At 74.0% G+C, this 25,129-nt stretch carries 4 protein-coding genes; all 4 read left to right on the top strand.

Going from position 1 to position 25,129, the window contains the following annotated elements; translation table 11 throughout:
- The first annotated feature begins 18 nt into the window (after positions 1-18).
- The 4 genes from RBH18_RS16390 to RBH18_RS16375 all read left to right on the top strand — a co-directional run bounded on the left by RBH18_RS16390 (position 19) and on the right by RBH18_RS16375 (position 24,711).
- Positions 19-231 (top strand): MbtH family protein, encoded by a 213-nt coding sequence (locus RBH18_RS16390; RefSeq protein ID WP_306208575.1) that lies wholly within the window; start codon positions 19-21, stop codon positions 229-231.
- The gene (locus RBH18_RS16385; protein ID WP_306208573.1) at positions 228-1,889 is read left to right on the top strand and encodes an ABC transporter transmembrane domain-containing protein; all 1,662 of its coding nucleotides are present in this window, start codon (positions 228-230) and stop codon (positions 1,887-1,889) included. The genes RBH18_RS16390 and RBH18_RS16385 overlap by 4 nt, the downstream gene beginning before the upstream one ends.
- The gene (locus tag RBH18_RS16380; RefSeq protein WP_306208571.1) at positions 1,886-3,658 is read left to right on the top strand and encodes an ABC transporter ATP-binding protein; all 1,773 of its coding nucleotides are present in this window, start codon (positions 1,886-1,888) and stop codon (positions 3,656-3,658) included. The genes RBH18_RS16385 and RBH18_RS16380 overlap by 4 nt, the downstream gene beginning before the upstream one ends.
- 62 nt (positions 3,659-3,720) lie before the next feature.
- Positions 3,721-24,711, top strand: coding sequence for a non-ribosomal peptide synthetase (locus RBH18_RS16375; RefSeq protein WP_306208569.1), 20,991 nt, complete (start codon positions 3,721-3,723; stop codon positions 24,709-24,711).
- Positions 24,712-25,129: the final 418 nt, after the last annotated feature.

Genomic DNA, 25,129 nt, shown 5'->3' with positions numbered 1-25,129 from the left:
GGCAGAAGGAGACCCCGCGTGTCCAGCAACCCGTTCGACGACGAGAACGGCACCTTCCACGTCCTGGTCAACGACGAGGAGCAGCACTCGCTCTGGCCGTCCTTCAAGGAGATCCCGAGCGGCTGGCGCAGCGTCTTCGGCCCGGCCACCCGCCAGGAGGCCGTCGACTACGTGGACCGCGAGTGGACCGACCTGCGCCCGAAGAGCCTCCGCGACAGCATGGCGCAGTGAGCGGCGGCACCAGGGTCCTCAAGCGGGTCGTCACCCGCAACGGCAAGAACCTGTGGTCCGGGACCGCGCTGATCGGCCTGCACCAGGCCTGTGAGGCGCTGGTCCCGGTGCTCATCGGCGTCATCGTGGACCAGGCGGTCGGCCCGGCGGACACCCCGTCGCTGATCACCTGGATCGCGGTGCTGGCCGGCCTCTTCGCGGTGCTCACGGTCGCCTACCGCTTCGGCGCGCGGCAGCTCATGAAGGGCATCGCCGAGGAGGCGCACCAGCTCCGGCTCGAGGTGTCGGCGAAGATCCTGCACCCGCGCGGGATCACGACCGACTACCGGACCGGTGACCTGCTGACGGTGTCGACCACGGATGCCGACAACACGTCGTACCTCATCGACTACGTGCCACGGATCGCCGGCGCGGTCGTCGCCACAGTCATCAGCGCCGTCACGCTGCTCGTGATCTCCGTACCCCTGGGGCTGGCGGTGTTGGTCGTCACCCCGATCGTGCTGGCGCTGCTGCAGGTGAGCGCGCCACTGATCACCAAGCGCGTCGCGGACCAGCAGGAGCAGGCCGGGCGCGCGACCTCGCTGGCCACCGACCTGGTGACGGGCCTGCGGCCGGTACGCGGCCTCGGCGCCCAGGAAGCCGCCGCCGGCCGCTACCGCGTGGTGAGCCGGCGCTCCCTCGCCGCGACGCTGCGCGCGGCCCGCACCCAGGGCGCCTACGAGGCCGCCTCCACGACGCTGAGCACCCTGCTCGCCTGCGCCGTCGCCGTGCTGGCCGGCTGGTTCGCGCTGACCGGCCGCATCTCCGTCGGCGAGCTCATCACCGTGATCGGGTCCGCGCAGTTCCTGCTCGAGCCGTTCGGCCTGCTCGCCGTGATCCCGAGCTGGGTCGCCGAGGCCCGCGCCTCCGCCGACCGGGTGGCCAAGGTCGTCGACGCGGGCCTGACCCTGCCCGACGGCGTGGCGTCGCCCAGCCCGGAAGGCTGCGAGCTGCGGCTCTCCGGAGTGCGGCACGGCTCGCTCGCCGGTCTCGACCTGCACGTGCGCCCCGGCGAGTTCGTGGGCGTGGTCGCCGGCCGCCCGGCGGATGCGGAGGCGCTGGTCCGGTTGCTGGCGGTGCCCGACTCCTACGAGGGCACGGTGCTGCTCGGGGGCGAGCCCCTCGAGCTGGTCCAGCGTGACCACGCCCGCCGGCTGCTGCTCGTGCAACCCCACCACGCGGATCTCTTCACCGGAACGATCCGCTCCAATGTGGCGCTGCACGGCGAGCCCGAGACATCCGTCCTGGCGGCCGCTGCGGCCGACGAGGTGGGGCCGCTCGACACGGCGGTCGCCGAGCGCGGCGCCAGCCTCTCCGGCGGCCAGCGGCAACGCCTCGCCCTGGCCCGCGCGCTGCTGGCCCGCCCGCCGGTGCTGGTGCTGCACGACCCGACGACCGCCGTGGACGCCGTCACCGAGCACGCGATCGCCCAGGGCATCCGCGCGCTGCGGCACGCCCCGCGGTCCGGCTTCGCGACCGTCGTGATCACCAGCAGCCCCGCGCTGCTCGCCGCCACGGACCGCGTCGTCGTCGTGGGCGAGGGCGTGGTCACCGCCGAGGGCGCGCACGCCGATCTGGGTGCCGCCGACGACACCTACCGCCGGACGGTCCTGAGATGAACATCCTCCCGATCGCCTCCGCGCGGGAGAGCCGCGCCTGGCTCGCCGCCGAGTTGAGAACCCGCCGCGGCGAGGTGGCGGGCACGCTGATCGCCGGCCTCCTGGCCGCCGCCGCCACGATCGTCCCCGTGTACGCCCTCGGCACGCTCGTCGACCGCGTCCGCGAGGGCGCCGGGGCGGACGCCGTCGTCCCGATCGCGGTCGTGATCGTGATCGCGGCGGTGCTGGGCGGGCTCGCGACGGGCCTGTCGACCTACCTGATCGGGCGGCTCGGCGCCCGGATGCTCGCCGACCTGCGCGAGAGCACCGTGGCGACCGCGCTGCGGCTGCCCGCGCTGGTGCTCGACCGGACCGGCCGTGGCGACCTGCTGTCCCGGGTCAGCGCGGACATCGCGGCCATCGCCAAGGCGGTCACCGACGTGCTGCCGCAGGTCTTCTCGGCCCTGCTGCTCGGGGTGCTCAGCCTCGCGGCGCTGACGGGCATCGACTGGCGGCTCGGGCTCGCCGGCGCGGTGGCCGTGCCGTTCTACGTGCTCGGCCTGCGGTGGTACCTGCCGCGGGCGGCCCCCCGCTATGCCCAGGAGCGCGTCGCCGTCGCCGAGCGCTCGCAACTGCTGGTCGAGAGCATGCAGGGGCTGCGGACCGTCCACGCCTACCGGCTGGAGGACCGCCACCTGCGCGACATCGAGGGCGCCTCGGTCCGGGCCCGGGACATCTCGATCAACGTCTTCACGCTCTTCACCCGGCTCGTGGGCCGGGTCAACCGGGCGGAGTTCATCGGGCTGTCGGTGATCCTCGTGGTCGGCTTCCTGCTCGTCCGGCAGGGGCAGGTGACCGTCGGCCAGACCTCGGCCGCGGCGCTGCTCTTCCATCGGCTGTTCAATCCCGTGTCGATGATGCTCTTCACCTTCGACGAGATCCAGGCCGCCGGCGCGAGCCTCGGCCGCCTGGTCGGCGTGGTCCGCATGCCGGTCGAGCAGCGGACCGGCGGGCGGGCCCCGGCCGATCACGCGCTGTCGCTCGACGATGTCACCTTCCGCTACGGCGACGAACCGGTGTTGCGCACCGTGACGCTGCACGTGGCTCCGGGCGAGAAGGTCGCCCTGGTCGGCTCGACCGGGGCCGGCAAGACGACGGCGGCCCTGATCGCCGCGGGCATCCTGCACCCGGAGAGCGGCACGGCGACGGTGGGCGGCGTGCCGGTGACCGAGCTGCCGGCCGACACCGTGGCGATCATCAGCCAGGAGACGCACGTCTTCGCCGGGCCGCTGATCGAGGACCTGAGGCTGGGCCGCCCGGATGCGAGCGAGGCGGAGGTCGAGGCGGCCCTGGAGCGGGTCGGCGCGCTGCGCTGGGCGGCGGATCTGCCCGAGGGGCTCGCCACGCTCGTGGGCGAGGGCGGGCACGAGTTGACGGCCGCCCAGGCGCAGCAGCTGGCCCTGGCGCGGCTCGTTCTGCTCGACCCGGCCGTGGCCGTACTGGACGAGGCCACGGCCGAGGCGGGCAGCGCGGGAGCCCGGGACCTCGAACAGGCCGCCGCCGCGGCACTCGACGGCCGGACCGCCCTCGTGGTCGCGCACCGGCTCACCCAGGCCGCGTCGGCCGACCGGGTCGTCGTCCTGGAGCACGGCGTCGTGGTCGAGGACGGCCCGCACGCTGCCCTGATCGCCGCCGGCGGCCGGTACGCGGAGCTGTGGAGCGCCTGGTCGGTGCGGGGCGGCGTCGAAGTGGGAGTCGACACCGCCCCTAGGGATCTCCAGTTAGGGTAGGCTAACCTGAGTCCGCATCGATGGCGCGCACCAAGCGCGGTCCACATCGGAGGGCGGAACTGATGACGGCTGGGCTCCAGGGGATCGACGACCTGCTCGAGCGGTGGAACAACCACACGCGACCGGCGGAGACCTCGACCGTCGTGGCGGCTTTCCTGGCGCAGGCGGCGCGCACGCCGGAGGCGCTGGCGCTGGTCGCGGGGGAGACCCGGCTGACGTACGCGGAGCTGAGCGGCCGGGTCCACGCCCTGGCCGCGCGGCTGCGGGAGCGGGGGATCGGCCCCGAGGACGTCGTCGGCGTCGGGATGCCCCGCTCGGCCGAGATGGTGATCGCCGTCCTCGGCATCATGGTCGCCGGGGCGGCGTTCGTCCCGGTCGATCCCGCCTGGCCCGGCCAGCGGCGCGCGCAGGTCCTCAACGAGGCGGGCGCGACGATCACCCTCACCGGGACGGACATCCCGGCCACGGGGGAAATGTCGGATCAGCCCGCGATCGATCCGGCCCGCCTCGCCTACGTGATCTTCACCTCGGGGTCGACGGGCAAGCCCAAGGGCGCGATGATCCGCCACGAGGCGATCCACGAGCGCCTCCGCTGGCAGCGCGACGAGATCCTGCACTTCGGCCCCGGCGACGCGACGCTCTTCAAGGCGCCGCTCTCCTTCGACATCAGCGTCAACGAGATCCTGCTGCCCCTGGTCTCCGGCGGCTACGTCGTCGTGGCCGAGCCCGGCGGCGAACGCGACCCGCAGTACCTGCTCGACCTGATCGCCACCGAGGGCGTGACCTTCGTCTACCTGGTCAGCTCCATGCTGGACGTGCTGCTCCAGCTCGCCCACGGCACCCACCTGCTCGACGGGCTGCGCCACGTCTGGTGCGGCGGTGAGGTGCTGACGCCCGAGCTGTTCGAGCGCTTCCGGGCCCAGCTGACCACGACCCTCTACCACGGGTACGGCCCGGCCGAGGCCACCATCGGCGTCTCCCACGTGATCTACCGCGACTCCGCCGAGCGCATCGCCACGTCGATCGGCCGCCCCAACCCGCACACCCAGCTGTACGTCCTCGACGACGAGCTGAACCCGGTCGGCCCCGGCGTCACGGGCGAGCTGTACGCGGCCGGCTTCCTCCTCGGCCGCGGCTACGTCAACGCCCCGGGCCTCACCGCGAACAGGTTCGTCGCGAACCCGTTCGGTGAACCGGGCAGCCGGCTCTACCGCACCGGCGACCTGGCCAGGTGGACCGGCGACGGCAGCCTCGAGTTCGTCGGGCGCGCCGACAACCAGGTGAAGATCCGCGGCATGCGTCTGGAGCTCGAGGAGGTCGAGTCCGCCGCGGCCACCCACCCCGCCGTACGCCAGGCCGTCGTCACCGTCCACGACCGGCACCTGATCGGCTATGCCGTCCTCGGCGCCCCCGCCACGCCGGACGAACTCCGGGCCTGGTGCGCCGACCGCCTCCCCGAGTACATGGTCCCGTCGGTGTTCGTGGTCCTCGACGCCTTCCCGCTCACCGCCAACGGCAAGGTGGACCGGCGGGCGCTGCCCGTGCCGGTGCTCGGCCCCGCCCGCTCACGCGCCCCCGAGACCGAGACCGAGGCGCGGCTCTGCGAGGTCTTCGCGTCGGTGCTCGGCCTCGACGCGGTCGGGGCGGAGGACGACTTCTTCGCGCTCGGCGGCGACAGCATCGTCGCGATCGGTGCCGTCCGCGCCGCCCGCCGCGCCGGCTTCACTTTGCGCGCCCGCGACCTCTTCGCCCACCCGACGCCCGCCGCGCTCGCCCTGGTCGTGGGCGCCTCCGCTCCCGGCGAGGAAGCCGCCGTCGCGGCGATCGGGGAGGTGCCGCCCACCCCGATCCTCACCTGGCTGGACGAGGTCGGCAACGCGCACGACGGCTTCTTCCAGGCGATCACCGTGCCGCTGCCCGCGGACGCCGACGTGCCCGCGCTCGTCGACGGGCTGCTGGCGGCGCACGACGTGCTCCGGGCCTCGCTGCGCGGCGACGTCCTGACGATCCGGCCGGTCGGCGCCCTGGACGTGCTCCGCTACGGCGAGGATCTGGAGGCGACGGCCGCCCGGCTCTCCCTCGACCAGCTCGTCGCGTTCTCGTACCGGGACGGCGATTTGATCGTGGCAGTGCACCACACGGTCGTCGACGGCGTCTCGCTGCGGGTGCTCGCCGAGGACGTGCGCAACGGAGTCTCGCCCGCACCCACTTCGTTCCGGCACTGGGCCACGGCGTTGCGAGCCGCCGACCTCAGCGACGATCTGCCGTTCTGGCGGGCGGCTGCCGCGGTGCCGGTCCGGCCGCTGGGCGACCGCCCGCTCGACCCGGCGATCGACACCGTGGCCACCGAGGAGACCCTGACCGTCGAGCTGAGCGCCGAGGTCACCGAGCGGCTGCTGGGCGCGGTCCCGGCGGCGATCCACGGCGGCGTGAACGACGCGCTGGTGGCGGCGCTCGCGCTGGCCGTCTCCCCGGACGAGCCGTTCCTGCTCGAGCTGGAGGGCCACGGCCGCGAGGAGGACGTCGCCGACCTCGACCTGTCCCGCACCTTCGGCTGGTTCACCACCCTCTTCCCGGTGCCGCTCGACGTCACCGGCCTCGCCCCGGCCGCCGCGGTCAAGGCCGTCAAGGAGCAGCTGCGGGCGGTGCCGCGCAACGGCATCTCGTACGGCGTCCTGCGCTATCCCCACGGCCACCGCGAACTGGCCGTGCAGCCGCAGGTGCTCTTCAACTACCTCGGCCGCATCGACACCGCCGTCGTCGAACGCCGCGACCCGCGCATGCCCCTGCCCCGGGCCCTGGAAGTCAACGCCGTCACCATCGACGGCAGGCTCGAAGCCGTCTTCAGCTGGCCCGGGCGCCTCCTGACCCGCGACCGGGTGCGGCAGCTCGCCGACCGCTGGACCCGGCTGCTCACCGCCCTCGCCGCCGACCCCGCCGTCGCCGGGCACACCCCCTCCGACTTCCCGCTGGTCACGCTCGCCCAGGCCGACGTCGACGCGCTCGGCGCCGGGGTGCGCGACGTGCTGCCGCTCACCCCGCTGCAGGCCGGGCTCTACTTCCACGCGACGTTCACGCCGGGCGCCGACCCGTACGTGGTCCAGCAGCTCATCCATCTCGACGGCCCCCTGGACGCCGAGCGGCTGCACCGCGCCGCGGACGCCCTCCTCGACCGCTACCCCAACCTGGCCGCCTCCTACGAGCCGGTCGGCGACGGCCAGGTCCTCGCGGTCGTGCGGGACGGCGTGCGGGTGCCGTGGCGCTACGTCGTGGGCGGGGACGTCGGCACCGTGGCCGGCGGCGAGCGCACCTTCGACCTGTCGCGGGCGCCGGGCATGCGCTTCGCCCTGGTCCGGACCGGCGAGCAGCGGCACGTCCTGGTGCAGACCGTGCACCACATCGTCGCCGACGGCTGGTCCGTGCCGCTCGTCCTCAACGACCTCCTTTCCCTGTACGCCGGCCTGCCCCTGCAGCCCGCACCGGCGTACCGGGACTTCCTCGAGCAGCGGGGCGACGGTGACCCGGAGGCGTACGCACGCCTGCTCGACGGCGTGACCGAACCCACCCTGCTGGGCCTCCCGGCGCAGGAAGCCGGATCTCTGACCACCACCGTGGACGGTGCGCTGGTCCGGGAGGTCGCCCGGCGGCACGGCGTCACGGTCAGCAACGTGCTCGCCGCCGCCTGGGGCGTGCTCGTCGGCCGGGTCACCGGGCGCAGCGACGTCGTCTTCGGCTCGACGGTCTCGGGGCGCGGCGGCGACCTGCCCGGCATCGACGCCGTCGTCGGCCTCGCGATCAACACCGTCCCGGCCCGGGTCCGCTGGTCCGGGGCGGAGACCCTGGCCGACGTGCTGCGCCGGTTCGCCGCGGACCAGCGCGAGGTGGTCGAGCACGAGCACACGTCTCTCGCCGAGATCCAGCGGCGGATCGGGCTGCCGGAGCTGTTCGACACCCTGGTCGTGGTCGAGAACTATCCGGCCGCCGCGGCACCCGCGGGCGGGGACCTGCGGATCAGCGGCATGGACGTGATCGAGGCGCCGCACTATCCGGCGACCCTGATGGTCAAGCCCGGCGACACCGTCTCCGTCACCCTGACCCACCGGCTCGCGCCCGATGTCGCCGCTCGTCTGCTTGATCAGTACAAGCGCGTTGTGGAGGCCGCCGACACGACGGCCGTCAACGCTCTCCGCCTGGTCGACGACGTCGAGGACGTCCTGGCCCGGGGGATGGGCGACGCTCCGGACAGCTCCGGCACCATCCTGGATCTCCTCGCGGACAACGACCCCGCCGCCGTCGCCGTCCGGGCCGGCGCCACCACGCTGACCTACGCCGAGCTCGCGGAGCGATCGGGCGCCGTCGCGGCCACGCTCCGGGCGGCGGGGGTGAGCCGCGGGGACGTCGTCGCGGTCGCCACGCGCAGGACCGCCGACCTGCCCGTCGCCCTGCTCGGCGTGCTGCGCGCGGGAGCCGCCTACCTGCCCGTCGACCCCGGCTACCCGGCCGCCCGCATCGAGTTCATGCTCGACGACGCGCGGCCCGTCGCCGTCCTCGCCGACGATGCGAGCAACCGGGCCCTGCCGCCGCACGACCTCCCGGTGATCCGGCTGCGCACCGCCCGGGGCGCGGCGCCGCAGGCGGGGATCGGACCGCTGGATGCCGCGTCGGTGATCTACACGTCCGGCTCGACCGGGCGGCCCAAGGCGGTCGTCGGCACCCACGGCGCCCTGGCCAACCGGCTCGCCTGGGCCCGTGAGGCCTGGGACGGGGAGATCCGGGTCGCGAAGAGCTCGATGAGCTTCATCGACGGCACGACCGAGCTGCTCGGCGGGCTGGTCGCCGGGGCCACGGTGGTCATCGCCGACGAGACGGCCGCCGCGGACGGCGCCGCCCTGGCCGCGCTGGTCTCGGAAACCGGGGCCACGCAACTGCTTGCTGTGCCCAGTCTGGCGAGCGCCCTTGCCGAAACGGTACCGGGGAAGTTGGGGCATGTGCGGCGGTGGATCACCAGTGGGGAGGCGCTCGACGGCGACACGGTTGCCGCGCTGGCCGCCGCTTCGCCCGGGGCGGAGATCGTCAACTCGTACGGGGCGTCGGAGAACACCGGCGACGTGCTGGCCGGGCCGGTCGTGCCGGGTGACGTCGTCACCTTGGGCCGGGCCGTGCCGGGGGTGCGGATCCTGCTGCTCGACGCCGCGTTGCAGCCCGTCGCTCCCGGGGCGGTCGGCGAGATCTACGTCGGCGGCGTCCAGCTGGCCCGGGGCTATCGCGGCCAGGGTGGTGCCACGGCGGCGCGGTTCGTCGCTTCCGAGAACGGCGAGCGGCTCTACCGTACGGGCGACCTCGGCCGCTGGATCGGTGACCGCGTCGAGTTCCTCGGCCGCAACGACGACCAGGTCAAGGTCAACGGGCACCGCGTCGAGCTGGCCGAGGTCGAGGCCGCCCTGCTGCGCCGGCTCGGGGTGCGCGAAGCCGTCGCCGTGGCGCGCAACGGCCGCAGCCTTCACGGGTACGTCGTCGCCGAGCCCGGGGAGACCCTCGACCCGCCCGCGCTGCTCGCCACGCTGCGCGAGGAACTGCCCGCCTACCTGGTGCCGGCGACCGTGACCGTGCTCGACGCGCTGCCGCTGCTGCCGAACGGCAAGCGCGACCGCCGCGCCCTGCCCGACCCGGTCGCCGCCGTCGCCGAGCCCCCGCGCACGCCGCGCGAGGCGCAGGTGGTCGCCCGCTTCGCCGAGGTGCTGGGCGGCGGGACCGTCGGCATCCACGACGACTTCTTCGCCCGCGGCGGCGACAGCATCTCCGCGATCCGCCTCGTCAACCTGCTCACGAAGGACGGCCTCACCCTGTCCACCCAGGACATCTTCCGCACCCGTACGGCAGCCGCCGTCGCCGCGACCGCCGACGGGCCCGTCCTCGCGCCGGCGCCGACCGGCGACGACGAGGTCTGGGACCTCTCCCCGCTGCAGCAGGGCGTCTACTACCAGGCCACGTACGCCGACGGCGCCAGCACCTACATCGCGCAGAACGTGTTCGACTTCGACCGGCGCCTCGACGTGCCGGCGCTGGAGCTGGCCTTCGCCGCGCTGCTCGACCGGCACCCGACCCTGCGCGCGGCCTTCGTGGGCGAACCCCGGCCGCAGCAACGCATCGCCGCGCACGTGCCGGCGGTCGTCACGGTCGCCGAGGGGGACGCCGACGCCCGCACCGCGGCCGATCTGGTGCAGCCGTTCGACCTCGCCGACCCGCCGCTGATCCGGCTCACCGTCATCCGCAACGCCGACGGCACCGACCGGATGCTCCTGACCTGTCACTTCCTGCTGTGGGACGGCTGGTCGCGCGAGCTGGTCCTGCGCGAGCTCTTCGCCCTGTACGACACCCGGGGCGAGACCGGCGCCCTCCCGCTCGACGGCCCCGGCTTCCCCGACTACCTGGCGTGGATCGCCGCCCAGGACAGGGACGCCTCCGCCGCCGCCTGGCGCGCCGCCCTGGACGAGCCGACGATCGTGGTGCCCGAGGCGGCCGGCCGGGAGCCGATGCTGTCCGAGCGGATCCTCGCCGCCCTCCCGACCACGGTCACGACCCGGCTCACCGAGCAGGCCCGGCGCGCCGGCGTCACGCTCAACTCCGTGCTGACCGTCGCCCTCGGGCTGGTCCTGGGCCACCGCACCGGCCGGGGCGACGTCACCTTCGGCACCACCGTCGCCGGGCGCCCCACCGGGCTGCCCGGCATCGAGAACGTCATCGGCCTGTTCCTCAACACCGTGCCCGCCCGGGTCGCCGCCACGCCCGCCGCGACGGTCGCCGACCTGGCCCGCCGCGCCCAGCAGGACCGCATCGACCTGGCGCCGCACGAATATCTGGGCCTGGGCGACATCCAGCGCGCCACGGGCCACGAGCAGCTCTTCGACACCCTGTACGTGCTGCAGAACTTCCTCGCCGACGACACGTTCGCCGAGCTCGAGGCGGCGCAGGGCATCGTGGACGTGCAGTACACGGACACGACGCACTATCCGCTGACCTGGGTCCTGACGCCCGGCGCCAACCTGCGCGTCAAGCTCGAGTACCGCCCGGACGTGATCACCGCCGCCGCCGCGCGGACCCTGGTCGACGAGTTCCTCGCGGTCGTCCGGTTCCTCGCCGACGGCCTCGACGTGCAGGCGGGCGCCGTCCCGCTCGGCGACTCGCACGTGCTCGCCGGGCACGAGACCGGCATCCCGGAGACGTCCATCGCCGGCATGCTCGCGGAGCAGGCCGCCCGTACGCCCTCGCTGACCAGCCTGGTGTTCGGCGCCCAGCGGCTCACCTATGCCGAGCTGGACGCGCGGATCAACGCCGTCGCCCGGGGACTGATCGCCCGCGGCGCCGGGCCCGAGCAGATCGTGGCACTCGCGCTGCCGCGCGGCATCGACATGGTCGTGGCGCTGTTCGCCGTGCTGCGCGCCGGGGCCGCGTACCTCCCGCTGGATCTTGATCTGCCGCCGGAACGCCGTCAGCTGATGATCGACGACGCCCGCCCCCTGCTGGTGCTGTCGTCGCTGGACGGGATCGCGAGCGACGACACCTCCCCGGTGCGGGTGCCGGTGGCGCTCGACCGGCCCGCCTACGTGATCTACACCTCCGGGTCGACCGGCACGCCCAAGGGCGTCGTCACGCCGTACCGGGGGCTGACGAACATGCAGCTCAACCACCGGGCGGAGATCTTCGACCCGACCGTCGCGCGGGCCCGGGCGGCCGGCGTCGAGCGGCTGCGGATCGCGCACACGGTGAGCTTCTCCTTCGACATGTCGTGGGAGGAACTGCTGTGGCTCGTCGAGGGCCACGAGGTGCACGTCTGCGACGAGGAGCTGCGACGCGACGCGACGGCGCTGGTCGCCTACTGCCGCGAGCACGGCATCGACGTGATCAATGTGACGCCCACGTACGCCGGATCGCTCTTCGACGAGGGCCTGCTCGACGGTTCCTCCGGCGGCGTGGCCGGTGCGGCTCGCACGCTCGGCGGCCGCGTGGCCGATGCGGCAGATACGGCTCGCACGGTCGGCGGCGGGCATCGGATGTGGCTCGTCCTCCTCGGCGGCGAGGCGGTGACCGACGCGGTGTGGTCGCGGCTGAGCGACCCGGACGGCCCGGCCGGCTACAACCTCTACGGCCCGACCGAATACACGATCAACACCCTGGGCGCCGGTACGGCCGACAGCCCCACCCCCACCGTCGGCAAGCCCATCTTCAACACCGTGGGCCACGTGCTCGACGAGTGGCTGCGTCCCGTCCCGCCCGGCGTCGTCGGCGAGCTCTACATCGCCGGCGCCGGCCTGGCCCGGGGCTACCTCGGCCGGCCCGGGCTCACCGCCTCCCGCTTCGTGGCCTCCTCGTCGGGCGAGCGCCTCTATCGCACCGGCGACCTGGTGCGGGAGCGCCCCGACGGGAACCTCGACTTCCTCGGCCGCAGCGACGACCAGGTGAAGATCCGCGGCTACCGCATCGAGCTGGGCGAGGTGGAATCCGCCGTCGCCGCCGTGCCCGGTGTGCGGCAGGCCGCCGTGCTCGCCCGCGACGGGAAGCTGCACGCCTATGTGGTCGGATCCCTGGATTTGGCGGAGCTGCGCGCCGCGCTGTCATCGCGGCTGCCGTCGTACATGGTGCCCTCGCTCTATGCCCTTGTTCCCGCCCTGCCGCTCACGGTGAACGGCAAGCTGGACGTCAAGGCGCTGCCCGAGGCGACCCCGATCCTCGGCGTGGTGCGGGCCCCGCGCGACGAACGGGAACAGGTGCTCGCCGGCATCTACGCCGCCGTGCTGGGCCTCGACGAGGTCGGCATCGACGACGACTTCTTCGCCATCGGCGGCGACAGCATCTCGTCCATCGCCGTGGCCGGCCGCGCGCGCAAGGCGGGCCTGCAGGTGACCCCGCGGGACGTCTTCCGCCGCCGCAGCGTGCAGGCCCTCGCCGCCGCCCTGCCCGCGACCGTGGCCCCTGTCGCGAAGGACGACGGCCTCGGCGACGTGGCCCTCACCCCGATGATCGCCGAGACCGTGCAGTCGGCGACCCCGCTGGGGCACTTCTACCAGTCGATGGCCTGGCACACGCCGGCGTCGTTGACCCGCTCCTCCCTGGTGCGCATCCTGCAGGCGCTGCTCGACCGGCACGACCTGCTGCGGGCCACGTTCGACGGCACGCTGCACGTTCCCCCGCCCGCCGAGCGGGACGTCCTGGTGGAGGGCCCGATCGACGAGCCCGCGCTGGTGGCTCAGCTGGATCCGGCCGCGGGCGTCATGGTGCGCGCCGGGTGGGACGGGCGGCGGTTGCTGCTCGTCATCCACCACCTGGTCATCGACGGCGTCTCGTGGCGCGTCCTCACCGACGACCTGCGCCGGGCCGGTGCCGGTCTGCCGCTCGACGAGGTGGGGACGTCGTTCCGGACGTTCGCCGCCGCCCAGCCGTCGTACGCGTCCCAGGTCGCGTTCTGGCAGCACGTTCTCTCGGGCCCCCGGCTGCTGCTGGGCGACCGGCCGGCGGATCCGGCGGTGGACACCGCGGCGACCGTCCGGTCGATCACCGTGTCGCTGCCCGCCTCGCCGCTACTCGACACGCTGCCCGCCACCTTCTACGGCGGCGCGAACGACGTGCTGCTCACCGGTCTCGCCGTCGCGGTCAACCGGTGGCGGGGCTCGGACGCGCCGGTGCTGGTCAGCCTCGAGGGGCACGGGCGCACGGGCGAGCACGACCTCTCCCGGACGGTCGGCTGGTTCACCGCCATCCACCCGGTCCGGCTCGATCCCGGCAGCACCACCGACCTCGTCGCGGCCGTGCGCGCGGTCAAGGAGCAGCTCCGGGCCGTGCCCACCGACGGGCTCGGCTACGGCTCGCTGCGCTGGCTGCACGGGCACGACTTCGGCCCGGCGCCCGAGATCCTCTTCAACTATCTCGGCCGCTTCGGCGCGGACGACGGCGGCGACTGGTCCCCGGCGGCCCCGCTCCGCGAGGGCGTCGACCCCGCCAACCCGGCCATGCCGCTGGAGATCAACGCCCACGTGACGGGCGGTACCTTCGAAGCCACCCTGTCGTGGCCCGCGCACCTGCTGGCCGAGGACCGGGTCGTCGCGCTCGCCGAGCACTGGACCGCCGTCCTGCGCGAACTCGCCGGCACCGACGTCAGCGGGCACACGCCGGCCGACTTCCCGCTGGTGCCGCTCACCCAGGCCGACGTCGACGCCTTCGGGGACGCGGCGGACGTGCTGCCGCTGCTGCCGCTGCAGGAGGGCATGTACTTCCACGCCGTGACGTCCGATGTGGACACGTACGCGGTGCAGCAGATCGCCGCCCTCTCCGGGCCGGTCGACCCCGACCGGCTGCGGGCAGCCGTGGAAACCGTGGTGCGCCGGCACGAGGCCCTGCGGGCCTCCTTCCGCGAAACGCAGGACGGCCGCATCGTCCAGGTCATCGCGCGCGACGTCGAGGTGCCGTGGCGAACCTGTGCCGGTGCCGACCTCGCCGCCGTTGCCGCCGACGAACTCGCGCGGCCGTTCGACCTGGCCGCACCGCCGCTGCTGCGCTACGCGCTGGTGTCGCTGAGCCCCACGGAACACCGCCTCGTCGAGACGATGCACCACATCCTCGCCGACGGCTGGTCGTACCCGCTGGTCTTCTCCGACATCGTCGCCGCCTACCACGGCCGCTCCCTGCCGCCGCCGGTCGCCACCTTCCACGACCACGTCGAATCCGTCGTCACCCGCCCGTCCACGCTCTCCCGCTGGGCGGAGGCGCTCGCGGGCATCGAGCCGACCGCGCTCTACCCCGAGATCACCACCGTGTCGCATCACGAGAGCGCCTTCGCGTACGTGGACCGCACCGCCGACCTGACCGCGGCAGCCCGGGCGCACGGCATCACCGTGAGCACCCTCGTCCACGGCGCGTGGGGCCTGGTCCTCGGCCGCCTGCTCGGCCGCGACAGCGTCGTCTTCGGCTCCACGGTCTCCGGCCGCGGCGGCGACCTGCCCGGCGTGGAGACCATCGTCGGCCTGCTCATCAACACCGTCCCCGTGCCGATGTCCTGGCACCCCGGCGAACCCGTCGCCGACGTCCTGCGCCGCCTCCAGGACCAGCAGACCGACGTCCTCGACGTCCAGCAGGCAGGCCTCGCCGAGCTGACCCGCCTGGCCGGGGCGCGCGAGCTCTTCGACTCCATGGTCGTCGTCGAGAACTTCCCCCCGGTCTCCGCCGACAGCGCCGACGGCCTGGGCGTGACCGGCTTCACCGGCACGGACTCCCCGCACTACCCGGTCTCGCTGGTCGCCTTCCCCGGCGACCGCCTGACCCTGGAGATCAAGTACGACGAAGCGGTCGGCGCCGCGGCGGCCGCCCGCCTCGTCGCCCAGGTGGCCCGGGTCGTCGAGCAGCTGATCGACGACCCGGGCCGGCCGGTGGCCGCCCTCTCGCTGGGCGCGGCGTTTTCCACAGAAGCGGGTTACCCACAGGCCGCTGCGCACGCCGCCCCTGCTCTCCACGACAATGACCAGCGGGGGCTCCCCCTGGGAGGGCGGGCTCGCGGGGGTCGCGCCGAAGCAGCACCCGCCGCCGGCGCCAAGCACGTCGGCGCAGCACCCGCCGCCCCCGCCGTCGGCGCCAAGCACGTCGGCGCAGCACCCGCAGCACCCGCCGCCGCCGACGAGCACAACGACGCCGGCACCCTGGACATCTCGCTCGACAGCCCCGACGCGATCGCCGTCGGCGACCTCACCTACGCCCAGCTCGAGGCCCGCGCCAACCAGCTCGCCCACGAGCTCATCGCCCGCGGCGTGCGCCCCGAGAGCCGGGTCGCCGTCCGCCTCCCGCGCACCACCGACCTCGTCGTGGCCCTCCTCGCCGTCGTCAAGGCCGGCGGCTGCTACGTCCCCGTCGACAGCGCCGCCCCGGCCAAGCGCCAGGACCACATTCTCCAGGACGCCCAGCCGGTCGTCCTGATCGGCGACGGCGGCATCGGCGTCGACGCCCCGGGCCGGCCGACGACCCGGCCCGCGACGCGGACGACCGCCGACAACGCGGCGTACGTCATCTACACCTCCGGGTCCACCGGCAAGCCCAAGGGCGTCGTCGTCACCCACCGCAACGTCCGCGAGCTGTTCGCGGCCGCGGCCGGGCTGTTCGACGTCGGCGCGGACGACGTGTGGACGATGTTCCACTCGTACGCGTTCGACTTCTCGGTCTGGGAGCTCTGGGGCCCGCTGCTGCACGGCGGCCGCCTCGTGCTCGTCCCGAACGATGTCGTCCGTGACCCGGAGCGCTTCCGCGACCTCCTGGACCACGAGGGCGTCACCGTGCTCAACCAGACCCCGTCGGCCTTCTTCCCGCTCCTGGAAGCCGGCGTGGCGCGCAACGAGCAGCTCCGCTACGTCGTCTTCGGCGGCGAAGCCCTCGACCCGGGCCGCCTGACCGGCTGGTTCGAGGGTGCCGCCACCGCCCGGCTGATCAACATGTACGGCATCACGGAGACCACCGTCCACGTCTCCTTCCGCGAGCTGCACGCGACCGACGTGCACAAGCCGAGCGTCATCGGCGCCGCCCTGCCCGGCCTGACCGTCCACGTGCTCGACGCGTACCTGCAGCCGGTCCCCGAGGGCGTGACCGGCGAGATGTACGTCGCCGGCGACCAGCTGGCCCGCGGCTACCTCGACCGCCCGGGCCTGACGGCGAGCCGGTTCGTCGCGAACCCGTTCGGCCCCGGCCGGCTCTACCGCTCCGGCGACCTGGCCCGCTGGGAGGACGGCGAGCTGGTCTACCTCGGGCGCGGCGACGACCAGGTGAAGATCCGCGGCTACCGGATCGAGCTCGGCGAGATCGAGTCCGCCCTGCTCGCGCTGCCCGGGGTCGCCAACACCGCCGTGCTCGTCCGCGACGGCAAGCTCGTCGCCTACCTCGTCGCCCGGCAGGGCAGCCGCCCCGACGTCGACGCGGTCCGCGCGCACCTCGCCACGGTGCTGCCCGGCTACATGGTCCCGGCCGCGTTCGTCACCCTCGACGCGCTGCCGCTGACCGTCAACGGCAAGCTCGACCGCGCCGCCCTCCCGGCTCCCGCACGGCGGACGGAACCAGCGGAGATCGCCACCAACCCGGCGACCGCGGCGCTCCAGGCCCTCTTCGCCGACGTCCTGGGCCTCGACGCGGTCCCGGCCGACGGCGACTTCTTCACCCTCGGCGGCGACAGCATCGTCGCGATCCAGCTGGTCAACCGGGCCAAGCGCACCGGCCTCCGGATCTCCCCGCGCGACGTCTTCCTCAAGCGCACGCCCCAGGCGCTCGCCGGCACGGAACCGGCCGCGGCGCCGCAGCGGACCGGCGACGGCGTCGGGGAGATCGCCCTGCTCCCGATCGTGCACCGCCTCGCCGAACTGGGCGGCGGCATCAACCGGCTGCACCAGGCCGACCTGATCCGTACCCCCGCGGACGCGACCCCGGAGAGGCTGCGGGCCGCGCTCGACGCGCTGGTCGCCCACCACGACGCGCTGCGTCTGAGGCTCAGCCGCCCGGCGCCCATGCTCTGGTCCCAGGAGGTGACCACCACCGGGAGCGCCCGGCTCACCATTGTGGACGGCGGCGACTTCCGGCGCGAGGCCGAGGCCGCGGTGAGCCGGCTGGATCCCGAGGCCGGGCACGTCCTGGAGGCGGTCTGGTTCCGCACCGAGCACAGGCTGCTCCTGGTCGCCCACCACCTGGTCGTCGACGGCGTCTCGTGGCACATCCTGATCGAGGACCTGCGCACCGCGTACGAGCACGGCGTCCTCGACCCGGTCGCCACGAGCCTGCGTACCTTTGCCAGGGATCTCACCGAGGAAGCCGGCAGCGCCGCACGGCTGGCCGAGTTCCCGCAGTGGCAGCGGGCCCTCGCCCCCGGCGGCGAGCTCGACCCCGCGGCCGTCACCTTCGGCCTGACCGTCGGCGGCACCCGCGACCACGAGCTCCGGATCCCCGTGGAGCTCACCGGCGACGTCCAGGCCACCCTGCTGACGGCGTTGCACAAGGCGGTCAACACCTGGCGGGGTACGGACGGCGACCTCACCGTCGACCTCGAACGCCACGGCCGCGAGCCCGTCGCCGGCGCGGACCTGTCCCGCACGGTCGGCTGGTTCACCTCGATCGCCCCGGTCCGGCTGCCCGCCCTGCCCGACGGCGACGGGCTGGGCTACGGCCTGCTGCGCTACGTCAACCCGCGCAGCGCCGCCGCCCTCGCCCGCCTCGGCACGCCGCAGGTGCTGTTCAACTATCTGGGCCGGTTCGCCGACGAGGACGGCGACTGGACGAGCGACCCCGCGGACCTCCGCGTCCGCCCGGACGCCGACCTCGGCACCCCGTACCTGCTCGAAGTGAACGTCGCCCTCCGGGGCGGGGAGCTGCACGCCGTGCTCACCTACGCGGACGAGGGCCTGGGTCTCGACGCCACGCGGGCGATCGCCGACGCGTGGGCCGCCGAGCTGGCCCCGGCCGCCGAGCGCGTGCTGCCGATGTCGCCGCTGCAGGAGGGCCTCTACTTCCAGGCGAAGCTCGCGGGCGACGCCGACGTCTACATCGCCCAGAACGTGTTCGACGTCGACCACCGCATCGACGCCGCCGCCCTGGAAGCCGCCTTCGCCAAGGTGCTGGCGGCGCATCCGGCGGCCCGGCTCGGCTTCACGGACGAGGGCGCCGTCCTGCGCCGCGAGGTGCCGGCGACCGTGACCGTCGCCGAGGACCACGAGGACGCGCTCCACGAGGACCGGACCCGCCCGTTCGACCTGGCGGACCCGCCGCTCGCCCGGCTCACCGTGCTCCGGCGCCCCGACGGGCGCGACCGGCTGCTGTTCACCTATCACCTGCTGCTCTGGGACGGGTGGTCGCGGGAGCTGGTGCTGCGGGACCTCTTCGGGGCGTACGCCGGGAAGCCCGTCCCCGCGCGCACCGCGAGCTTCACCGACTATCTGGAGTGGATCGCCCGGCAGGACCGGGACGCGTCGCTGCGCGCCTGGGCGGACCACCTGGCCGGAGCCGAGCCGACGATCCTCTACCCGGCCGCGGCGGGCACCCGGCCGGTGCTCGCCGAGAGCCTCGCCCTGCAGCTCACCGAGGAGCAGACCGCGCACCTCACCGAGCAGGCCCGGGCCGCCGGCGTCACCCTCAACGCGCTGCTCAGCACGGCGCTCGGGCTGGTGCTGGCCCACGCGTCCGGGCGCGCCGAGGCGGTCTTCGGCACCACCGTGGCCGGGCGGCCCACCGAGCTGGACGGCATCGAGGACGTCGTCGGCGTGTTCCTCAACACCGTGCCGCAGCGCGTCACCTTCGCCGCGGCCGAGCCGCTGGCCGAGGTGCTGCGGCGGGTCCAGGCCGAGCGCATCGAGCTCATGCCCCACGAGTACGCGGGCCTGGGCGACATCCAGCGCGCGGCCGGCCACGAGCAGCTGTTCGACAGCCTGTACGTGCTCCAGAACTTCCTCGGCGACGACACGTTCGACGACCTCGAGGCCGAGCACGGCATCGTCGGCGTGACGGCGCTGGACGCGACGCACTACCCGCTGACCTGGGTCGCGACGCCCGGCCGCGCCCTGCGCATCCGCCTCGAGTACCGCCCGGACGTCGTCCCCGCCGCGTCGGCACAGTCGCTCCTGGACCGGCTGCGTGCGGTGCTGACCACCTTCGACGCCGCGAACCAGGCGGGCGCCGTGGCGCTTCCGGCCCCGCCGCCGCTCACCGGCGCCGGGGCGGACATCCCGGACGTCACCATCGCGGAGATGCTGGCCATGCAGGCGGCAAAGACCCCGACCGCCGCGGCGCTCACCCATGACGGCACCACGATCAGCTACGCCGAACTGGACGGCCGGGTCAGCGCCGTCGCCCGGGGACTGCGGGCCCTCGGCGCCGGGCCCGAGCAGATCGTCGGGCTCGCGCTGCCGCGCGGGATCGACATGGTCGTCGCGCTGTTCGCCGTGCTGCGCGCCGGGGCCGCGTACCTGCCGCTGGATCTTGATCTGCCCGCGGACCGGCGCCGGGCCATGATCGACGACGCCCGCCCCGTCGTGGTGCTCGACTCGCTCGCCGGCCTCTACCGCGAGGTGGGGGAGCCGTGGCTCGACGACTTCGCGCCCGGCGCGCCCGGCCGGCTCGACCGCCCCGCGTACGTGATCTACACCTCCGGCTCGACCGGCCGGCCCAAGGGCGTCGTCACGCCGTACCGGGGCCTGACCAACATGCAGCTCAACCACCGCGCGGCGATCTTCGGCCCGACGATCGAGGCGGCCGGCGGGCGCGTGCTGACCATCGCGCACACGGTGAGCTTCTCCTTCGACATGTCGTGGGAGGAGCTGCTCTGGCTGGTCGAGGGCCACCACGTGCACATCGCCGACGAGGAGCTGCGGCGCGACGGGCGGGCGCTGGTCGCCTACTGCGGCGAGCACCGGGTCGACGTGGTCAACCTCACGCCCACGTACGCGCAGGCCCTGCTCGACGAGGGCCTGCTCGGCGGCGCCCACCGGCCGTGCCTGGTGCTGCTCGGCGGCGAGGCGGTCTCCGACAAGCTCTGGGCCACCCTGCGCGACACCGGCGGCGTGGCCGGCTACAACCTCTACGGCCCGACCGAATACACGATCAACACCCTGGGCGGAGGTACGGCCGACAGCCCCACCGCCACGGTCGGCACCCCGATCTTCAACACCGTCGCCCACATCCTCGACGGCTGGCTGCGTCCCGTCCCCGCGGGCGTCGCCGGCGAGCTCTACATCGCGGGCGCCGGCCTGGCCCGGGGCTATCTCGACCGGCCCGGGCTCACGGCGTCCCGCTTCGTGGCCAGCCCCTTCGCCGAGGGCGGCCGCCTCTATCGCACCGGCGACCTCGTGCGGCTGCGCCCCGACGGCAACCTCGACTTCCTCGGCCGCACCGACGACCAGGTCAAGATCCGCGGCTACCGGATCGAGCTGGGCGAGGTCGAGTCGGCGGTCGCGGCCGTTCCCGGCGTACGCCAGGCCGCCGTGCTCGCCCGCGACGGCGCGCTGGTCGCCTACCTCGTCGGCACCGCGACCCCCGCGGACGTCCGTGCCTTCGTCGCCGAGCGGCTGCCGTCCTACATGGTCCCGTCGCTGTATGCCGTCGTGCCGTCCCTGCCGCTGACCGTCAACGGCAAGCTGGACACCGCGGCCCTGCCCGCCCCGGCCCCGATCGCCTCCACCTCGCGGCCCCCCGCGTCCGACCGCGAAGCCTTGTTCTCGGCGCTCTTCGCCGAGGCGCTGGGGTTGCCGTCCTTCGGCGTGGAGGACGACTTCTTCGCGGCGGGCGGCCATTCGCTGATCGCCCTGCGGTTGATCGGCCGGGTGCGGGCCGCGCTCGGCGTCGACCTGTCGTTGCGGGCGCTCTTCGACGCACGGACGCCGGCCCGGCTCGCCGCCGTCTCCGGACAATCGGCGCGAGTCGCCCTGGCTCCCGTCGCTCGTCCCGAGACCATCCCGTTGTCGCCGGCGCAGCAACGGCTGTGGCTGCTCGACCGGCTCGACCCCGGCTCGACCGCCTACCACTACCCGCTGGTCATCCGCCTCGCCGGCCGCCTCGACCCGGACGTCCTCTCCGTCGCCCTGGCCGACGTGGTGGCCCGGCACGAGGTGTTGCGGACAGTCGTCTCGGAGTCGGCGCAGCGCGTCCTGCCCGCTCCCGCGGTCATTCCCCTGTCGTCCTCGTTGTGGGAGCCGTTCGACCTCACCCGGGACCTGCCGATCCGGGCCTCCCTCGAGGCCGACGGGCCCGCGACCACCCTGACGCTGATGCTGCACCACATCGCCATGGACGAGTGGTCCGACGGGCCGCTGCTGCGCGACCTGAGCACCGCCTACACGGCCCGGCTCGCCGGCTCGGCGCCGTCGTGGGACCCGCTGCCCGTGCAGTACGCCGACTACGTCCTGTCCCTGCCCTCCCGAAGCCCCGACTGGTGGGCGTCCACCCTGCGGGAGCTGCCCGCGGAGATCCCCCTCCCCGCTTCCTCCTCGCGCGGGACCGAACGCGGCCCGGCCGGTCTCGCGTCCGCCACCCTCCCCGGCGACCTCGTCTCCCGGCTCCGCGACCTCGGCGGCGCCGCCTCGGCCAGCTTGTTCATCACGCTGCACGCCGCGGTCGCCACGCTGCTGCACCGCCACGGCGCCGGCACCGACATCCCGATCGGCACCCCGACGTCCGGCCGCGGCGACGCCGCCCTCGACGACCTCGTGGGCTTCTTCGTCAACACCGTCGTCCTGCGCGCCGACCTGTCCGGCGACCCCGCCTTCGATCAACTGCTCTCCCGCGTACGGGATGCCGACCTCGCCGCCTTCGACCACGCCGACGTCCCGTTCCAGCAGGTGGTCGAGCTGGTCAACCCGCAGCGCGCCGCCGGGCGCAACCCGCTATTCCAGGTGATGATCGGCTACTTCCCGCGCCCGTCGCAGGACGGCACGCTGCTCGGGCTGCCGGTGCTGGACGCCCCGCCGGTCGCGGCCGACCCCAAGGTGGACCTCAACATCACCTTCGTGGACGGCGGCCCGTCGGGGGTCGAGGTCCTCCTCGAGTACGACCGGTCGCGGTTCGCCTCCGGCACGGCCGCCGCTCTCCTGGACCGGCTCGGCGTGCTGCTGCGGGGAATCGTCGCCGCGCCGGCCACGCCGCTCTCCGCCCTGCCGATCCTCTCCGCCGCCGACACGGCCGACCTGACCGCCTGGCAGTCCGTGCCGCCCGCCTCCTCGCCGTCCTCGGCCGGCGGATCATTGATCTGCGGTTCCACGGTGCTGTCCGCGCCCGAACTCGCCGCAGCCGCGGACTCCGTGGCAGCCGCCCTGGCCGCCCGTGGGGTGGGCCCGGACGACATCGTGGGCATCCACCTGCCGCGCTCGGCGGACCTGGTCGTGGCCGTGCTCGGCGTGCTGCGCGCCGGGGCCGCGTACCTCCCGCTGGATCCCGCCTTCCCGCAGGCCCGCCGCGACCACATGGTCGCCGACGCCCGGCCCGCGGTGATCATCGATCCGGAGTTCCTGGCCGCCGTGACCCCGGCGGCCTTCGCCGCGCCCGACCCGTCGCCGTCCTCGGCCGCCTACGTGCTCTACACGTCCGGCTCGACCGGCCGCCCCAAGGGCGTGGTCGTCACGCGCGGCAACCTGTCCTCGTTCCTGGAGGCGCTCCCCCTCACACCGGGCGAACGCCTGCTGGCCGTCACCACGCTGTCCTTCGACATCTCGGTCCTGGAGATCCTCGGCACGCTCCGGGCCGGCGGCACGGTCGTGCTGGCCACTTCGTCGCAGGTGCGGGACCCGCGCCTGCTCGCCGAGCTGATCACCACGCACGCCATCACCGCGATGCAGGCGACGCCGTCGCTCTGGGCGGCGCTCCTCGAAGCGTCCGACGTGGACCTCTCCGGCGTCCGTGCCCTCGTCGGCGGCGAAGCGCTGCCGCAGTCCCTCGCCGCAGCCCTGGTTTCGCGCACATCCGCCGTCCGCAACCTGTACGGCCCCACGGAAGTCACCGTCTGGGCCACCGCGGCCCCGGTAGCCGGCGGCTGGCGCGGCTCCATCGGCAGCCCGCTGCCCGGGGTCACGGCCCTCGTGCTCGACGACCACCTCAACGCCGTCCCGCCGGGCGTGCCGGGAGAGCTTTACCTCGGCGGCCCCCAGGTCACCCGCGGCTACCACGGCCGCCCGGCGCTGACCGCTTCCCGCTTCGTCGCCGGACCCGCGGGTCAGCGCCTCTACCGCACCGGTGACCTGGCCCGCTGGGCCGCCGGCTCGCTGGAGTACCTGGGCCGCACCGACCACCAGGTCAAGGTCCGCGGCTTCCGCATCGAGCCGGAGGAGATCGAGTCCGTCGCCCTGTCCCACCCCGGCGTCACCCGAGCCGTCGTCGTGGCCCGCGGCGATCAGCTGGTGGCCTACGTGACAGGGACCCCGGAGGGCCTGCGCGAGGCCTTCGCCGCCGCCCTGCCGCCGTACATGGTCCCGTCGGTCATCCACACCCTGGACGCCCTGCCGCTCACCCCGAACGGCAAAGTGGACCGCAACGCCCTCCCCACGGTCCTTTCCCCGGCGCCCGTCTCCACCCCGCGCTCCCGGCTGGAGTCGTCGGTGGCGTCCCTCGTGGCATCGCTGCTCGACGTCCCCACGGTCGGGGTGGACGACGACTTCTTCACCCTCGGAGCTCACTCCCTGCTCCTGGTCCGCCTGGCCACGGCCCTCCGCACCCAGTTCGGCGCCGACATCCCCGTGGCGAGACTCTTCACCGCCCCGACGGTCGCCGGCGTTGCCCGCCTCCTGACCGGCGACTTCGACGGCCCCGACGCCCTGGCACCCGTGCTGCCGCTGACTGGCGGCCGTACCGGGGAGCCGTTGTTCTGCCTCGCCCCCGCCAGCGGCCTGACCTGGCAGTTCGCCGGCCTGGCCCGCCACCTCGACGTCCCGCTGATCGGCCTCCAGTCGCCCCTGCTCTCCGGCGGTGATCTCCCGGACACGATGACCGACCTGGCCGCCGCACACGCTGCTGCGGTGGAGGCTGCGCAGCCGTCCGGCCCGATCCGCCTCCTCGGCTGGTCCTTCGGCGGCGCCCTCGCCCTCTGCGTCGCCGCCGCCCTCCGCGCCCGAGGCCGGGACGTCGCCTTCGTGGGCATGCTCGACGCCCGCCGCGACGCCTCCTCCTCGCCGTCCACCGTGGCCGGTCTGCTCACCGAAATGGGCTACGAAGTCCCGTCGCCGGACCTCACCATGGACCAGGCAGTCGCCTTCGTCCGCGCGGCCGGTGGCACGGTGGCCGCCCTGACCGACGCCCAGATCGCCCTCATCCTGGAGAACTACCTGGCCAGCGACCGCCTCATGGCCACGGCCGAGTACCCGTCCTACGCCGGCCCGGTCCTCTTCGTGGAGGCGACGGTGCCGGAGCAGGGCTTCTCCGGGCCAGCCGCCCCGGCCTGGGCGCCCCTGATCGCCGACCAGCATGTCCATGATCTGTCAGTTCGGCATTCCGAGCTGCTCGACCCCGCCACCCTGGACAAACTGGGTCCTCTTCTCGCCGCGGCGCTCGGGGGCCATGCCCATTGAGCGCTCCCGTCTGTCCCGATTACGCGAAGCCCCTTAAAGTCCGCCTCAGGGCGCCGGGCGTGCCAATCCGATCACGCCCAGTGGTCAGCGCCCGTCGAAAGGTGGCAAGTCAGTGCGCTTCACACGCCGGCTGGGAACCACTCCCGCGCAGCGCCGGAGCCTGAGCAACGGGACATGTCCCGACATCCTCGAGCTCGACGACGGCCGTTTCGCCGTCATCGGAACGGACATGACCAGGGAGCTGGAGGCTGCTCTCCCGGTGGACGCAGGCCGTGCCCCGGACGAACGAATTGTCGTTATCACGCGGGAGACGCTGGTGGCCGCGAAGCGGGACATCCCTGAGGCTTAATGCAGACCTCAGCCACTTACAATCACATGTGCGGCTGAGTCTTGGGCCGACCGGCCCTCGTCCTGTGTC

The sequence above is a fragment of the Actinoplanes oryzae genome (assembly GCF_030757795.1).
Taxonomy (GTDB): Bacteria; Actinomycetota; Actinomycetes; order Mycobacteriales; family Micromonosporaceae; genus Actinoplanes.
This window is presented reverse-complemented; position numbering and strand designations above follow the sequence as displayed.

Coding starts and splice junctions, on each gene's coding strand:
- RBH18_RS16375 (WP_306208569.1), top strand. CDS start 3,721: ATGACGGCTGGGCTCCAGGGGATCGACGACCTGCTCGAGCGGTGGAAC.
- RBH18_RS16380 (WP_306208571.1), top strand. CDS start 1,886: ATGAACATCCTCCCGATCGCCTCCGCGCGGGAGAGCCGCGCCTGGCTC.